The organism is Paraburkholderia guartelaensis (assembly GCF_004353905.1).
Lineage (GTDB): Bacteria > Pseudomonadota > Gammaproteobacteria > Burkholderiales > Burkholderiaceae > Paraburkholderia > Paraburkholderia guartelaensis.
This window is the reverse complement of the sequence record NZ_SMOD01000107.1, coordinates 1-4755: the sequence shown is the minus strand read 5'-3', so window position 1 is coordinate 4755 and position 4755 is coordinate 1. Positions and strand designations below refer to the sequence as shown.

Genomic DNA, 4755 nt, shown 5'->3' with positions numbered 1-4755 from the left:
CGGCCAGTGGGACCAGACCTTTGCTGACGATGCAACGCTCACGGCCGCGCTCCTCGACCGGCTGCTTCATCACGCACACGTCGTGCCGATCTCCGGCGACTCGTACAGGTTGAAGGAAAAACGTCAGGCCGGCATGATCAACCGCATCCCACCGCCGCACCTAAACGACGCGGACGACGTCAAACGCAAACGCAATTCGAAGGAGGCAGCACTCAACCAATAACCGTATGCGCAGGTGTATCAAATTTAAATTGCGTTTGCGTCCGAAGCTGTATCAGCTTGAGATTGCGCTTGACACCAGCGGCCCATGCTGGCCCGGTCAAGCGTCACGCCGTCGCGCGCCGCGATCGCGGATTGCCGGTACAACGGCTGGTGGTCTGCATACTTCGAGACGAGGATGTCTGCCAGCAAGCTCGGATGGGCGATACTCCGCTCGATCGGCAGCCCAGGCATCGGCGGCTGCGTGATCGTGCTGCAGCACGGGCAAACCAGCTTGCGCCGGATCGTGCGAATGACCTTGAACGCCGCTGCAACCCGGGCGAGTTGTTCGGATGAGTCCTCGCCGAGCGCCCGCATTGGTTGACCGCAATCCGGGCAGCTTGATTCAGGCTCGAGCACATAATCCTGGCGCGGCAGATGCGCGGCAAGCGCTTGCCTGGAAGCCGCTTCGTCCGTCGTTGTGTTCGAGGTGGACGCACTTGCCCCACGGGCCTGCGCACGCTGCACATCCACAACGCCGCGCCCGGCGGCCAGATCCTCAAGTTGAGTCTCGAGCGTCTCGATTTGCCGCTGCAGCTGCTCGGACTTGCGACCGAACTGCATGCGCCTGAGCTTGTCGATCTGCGCCTTGAGCTGCTCAATCTCGACATCGCGTTCGGCAAGCAGACTACGGGCCTCGACCAGCAAGGCCTTCAGCAGTTCGATATCGTCAGGGAGATCGGCGCCGTTCGACATGCGCCGTAGTTTACGAGTCTGCCGCGCGGTTTACAACATCGATAGTGCGGCGGTGCGACGGGGCTGCCGCCAGTCGATGCCCTCAAGCAGCATCGACAGTTGCGCAGAGCTCAGATGGACCTTGCCACCGTCAGCTTTGGGCCATATAAAACGGCCTCGTTCAAGTCGCTTGTAACATACCTCGAAATGCAGGCTCTGGGGCTGCCGCAGAACATCTTGTCCGCATCACCCACCCGTTCCACCCGTTCAGCGGACAGCAACTTCTTTGTGTCGGTGAACGCTATAACCGGTCTGGCCGACGTCTCCTGCTGCGCATCGACGACAAGAGTTATTGCTCCGTTCCTCCGAAGTGGACCGATATGAGCGAGCCTGATCCAGAGATCTCTATGGGACGAGAGCGCGCGTTGTTCACGGTCAACGACTTGATGGAGCTTGCGCTACTCGTGAGACGTCTTTCGTATAGGCGTGCCGGGAACGGCACTTGACCGTAAAGGGATTTTTGCCGCACATGTAAGGCAATTAACGCCGCTAAATTCAAAGATTCGTCTTAAATTGTGGACAATTATAGGCTTTTAAAAGGTTAATAACTGAACATCCTAGAGCTAGCTTGACAAAGCCCGCTTAGCGGCATAATTTTATTACAGTGAAATGCAACGATTTGGAGTGAATGTGCCGCCCAATGAACGCAAGCGCTCGAAGACGGATGTCCTCGCAGAGGACGGTACGCTGAATCCAACGCCGTCGAACGTTCTCGATGCCAAGTTCCACGAGGATGGATTCTTCGATCCCCATGACGCTGTGCAGGTCAAGTATGAGATGTTGCGTCGCGTTTCTGTTGAGAAGGCCTCCATAACGCAGATCTCTGACGAATATGGTGTTTCGCGGCCAACCTTCTATCAGGCGCGAGCGGACTTCGAGCAAGGAGGAATCGCAGGGCTGGTTCCGAGGAAACGAGGGCCGCATGGTCCGCACAAGATCCAGGGCGAGGTGTTGGCGTTCCTCAAGTTGCAACACACGCCCGGAGAACCAATTCGGGCGCGCGAACTGGCAAAGCTAGTTCGCAAAGAATTTGGTCTGGATGTACACCCGAGAACGATCGAGCGAGCGTTCGGTGTAAAAAAAACGGTGGAATAGCGGGATGCTGCGCGTGGCCGTCGGCCATGTCGGCGCCGATCACCGCGCAATACGAGGTGATGCGTTCCGCCGTTCTTGGCCAGGCCTTGCCTGTAGAAGCCCGGCGCGGACTCAGCGTCTTCCTTGCGCGAGGGATGTGGGCGTGGGCACGCATGATGGTTCCGGGGCGTGCACCGCCCGAACCAAATGTTACTCGGTCGTCGTCGAACGCTCAGCCCATCGAGCGTCAAGGCTTTATCTACGTACTCGCAGGCATGGCTGTAACGGTCAATGAGCGGAGAACACCGTGAACGCGTCCCTTAAAATTCAGCCTCACCACCTCGAACGGAGTGCTTACCTCTACGTCCGGCAGTCGTCGATGCGGCAAGTCCTCGAGAACGTCGAGAGCACAAAGCGACAATATGCCCTGCGTGGACGCGCGACGGCGCTCGGCTGGCGTGACGAGCAGATCGTCACTATCGATAGCGACCAAGGGGAGTCTGGAGCATCGGCGTCCTGGCGGGAGGGGTTTCAACGATTGGTCACTGACGTGGGCATGGGCCGCGCAGGCATCGTCATGGGCCTGGAGGTGTCGCGCCTGGCCCGAAACAATGCTGACTGGCATCGGCTTCTGGAAATCTGCGCGCTCGCTGATACGCTGATTCTCGACGAAGACGGGATATACGATCCAGCAAGCTTCAATGACCGGCTCCTGCTTGGGCTCAAAGGAACAATGAGTGAAGCGGAGCTTCATGTTCTCAAAGCGCGCCTACGAGGCGGCATTCTGAACAAGGTGAATCGAGGCGAGTATCGGTGCGTGCTACCGACCGGCTTCGTATATGACGACCTTGGCAACGTAGTGCTTGACCCAGATTCCCAGGTCAGAGAGACCATCACATACTTCTTTGAGACGTTCTTGCGAGTCGGCTCTGCCAGCCAGACAGTCAAGGTCTTCAAGAAGGAAGGCCTCCTGTTTCCATCCCGTATGCGCAACGCGAAGTTCCTGGTCTTCCAGCACCTCACCGCGTCGACGGCACTTCGCATGTTGAACAATCCGCGCTACGCAGGCGCTTACGCCTACGGCCGGAGGCACTATCGCAAACTCGCAGACGGGCGGAAAGTGCCGAGAAAGCGTGACCGCAATGACTGGCTTGCTTGCATTCCGGACGCCCATCCTGGATACATTACTTGGGAGCAGTATCAGCAGAACCTTGCTGTTCTGGAGACGAATGGTCGCGGGTATAAAGTCGCGCGATCATCGCCACCTCGCGAGGGAGCTGCTCTTCTGCAGGGACGCGCCATCTGCGGTCGTTGTGGTCGGTATCTCCGGCTCCGGTACGCTACGCGACGCGCACGACAGGAAGCCTGGTATGTCTGCGATCGAGCACAAGGCGCTCGTGGAGAACCTTGCTGCCAGTCAATTGCCGGAGCGCCGATTGATGAAGCAGTTGGCGCATTGATCGTCGCGTCGATGACTCCGGCTGCCGTTGAGTTGGCATGGGAGATACGCAAAGAAATCGAAGCGCGCCACGATGAAGCCGATCGATTACGCCTGCGCGCTATCGAACGCGCCCGGTTCGATGCAGATCTTGCGCAACGACGCTTCATGCTGGTCGACCCAAGTAACCGACTGGTCGCCGACACACTCGAGCAAGAATGGAACGACAAGCTGCGCATATTGGCCGACGCGAGAGAACAAAGGGAGCGTAGCCAGCAGCAGGAGCGTCTCATACTCGACGATGCAATCCGCGAGCGGCTCATCGCAATGACAGCGGACTTCAAAACACTTTGGCGTGATCCATCGCTGGCGAATCGAGAGCGAAAGCGGCTGCTAGCCTACATCGTCGAGGACGTTACTCTGGTCAAACTTCCAGACGAAGGGATAACAAAGATTCACGTTCGCTTCAAGGCCGGCAAGACTGAAACGCTCACGGCGCAGAATCCCAAAACATCTGCACAACAGGTCAAAACCCAGCCAGAGGTCCTCGAGCTCATCGACAAGCTTCTCGATGACCATACATGCTCTCAGATTGCGCAGCACCTTAATGATCGGGGCATCCGTCCTGGCGGTTGTGTCCGTCCAGGTAAGAGCAACATTCGGTTCGACGCTCTGCGCGTCTCATACATCGCACAGCGAAACGGACTTCGATCCCGCCGCGACAGACTGCGCGATCGCGGCATGCTCACAAAACTGGAAGCTGCAGCTCGACTCGGCATCCACGAAGCAACACTCACCAGGTGGGTCGAATACGGCCTTGTCAAACGACACGCCTATAACGATTATGCGTTCCTCTATGAAGTCCCGGATTCCCACCCGCCTGTGAAGCACAGCAGCAGATGGGATCGACTCACTGACCGTGCGAAAGCGGCGCACAGCGAGCGTAGCATCTACCCCGATGGGCGGGCAAATTCCCCCACCTGTGGGCACCTCAAAATCCCCCACCTAGAGACACGCGGAGCATGATGCTGGCGCGGTCTGGCAGGACGTTACCTTGCACCCCTCGAATGAAGAAGAGGGGTTGTTGGAGTGAATGTCTTGAAGCCGCATCTGCAAACAACCATCGCCACGCTCGTCGCAGCGGGCAAACGTCAGCGGGAGATCGCCCGGATTACGGGCGTTGACCGGAAGACGATCCGTAAGTACCAGGAGCAATTCGCGGCGGCGCAGGCAAATTCCCCCACGGTGCC

At 58.2% G+C, this 4755-nt stretch carries 6 protein-coding genes and 1 pseudogene; 5 read left to right on the top strand and 2 right to left on the bottom strand.

Annotation, left to right across the window (positions count from 1 at the left end; translation table 11 throughout):
- Positions 1-223: ATP-binding protein (locus tag E1N52_RS42940; RefSeq protein ID WP_165979553.1), on the top strand; the 223-nt coding region annotated here is incomplete at its 5' end.
- A gap of 65 nt (positions 224-288) precedes the next feature.
- Here the strand turns inward: E1N52_RS42940 and E1N52_RS42935 are convergent.
- Positions 289-954: pseudogene (locus E1N52_RS42935) on the bottom strand (transposase domain-containing protein); the annotation flags it as partial.
- 30 nt (positions 955-984) lie between these two features.
- Complete coding sequence (tnpB, locus tag E1N52_RS42930; protein WP_416338905.1) at positions 985-1146, bottom strand: IS66 family insertion sequence element accessory protein TnpB; 162 nt, start codon at positions 1144-1146, stop codon at positions 985-987.
- Here tnpB and E1N52_RS45735 point away from each other — a divergent pair.
- From E1N52_RS45735 to E1N52_RS42915, 4 genes are all read left to right on the top strand, one after another.
- Complete coding sequence (locus E1N52_RS45735; RefSeq protein WP_165979592.1) at positions 1131-1439, top strand: DUF5372 family protein; 309 nt, start codon at positions 1131-1133, stop codon at positions 1437-1439. The two genes, tnpB and E1N52_RS45735, sit on opposite strands and share 16 nt — an antisense overlap.
- A gap of 178 nt (positions 1440-1617) precedes the next feature.
- On the top strand, positions 1618-2088 hold the full coding sequence (locus E1N52_RS42925) for a helix-turn-helix domain-containing protein (RefSeq protein ID WP_246089470.1): 471 nt from the start codon (positions 1618-1620) through the stop codon (positions 2086-2088).
- A 286-nt stretch (positions 2089-2374) separates the two neighbouring features.
- Entirely contained in the window at positions 2375-4531 is a 2157-nt protein-coding gene (locus E1N52_RS42920) for a recombinase family protein (RefSeq protein ID WP_246089469.1), read from the top strand.
- 63 nt (positions 4532-4594) lie between these two features.
- On the top strand, positions 4595-4755 hold a 161-nt coding region (locus E1N52_RS42915), incomplete at its 3' end, for a helix-turn-helix domain-containing protein (RefSeq protein WP_246089378.1).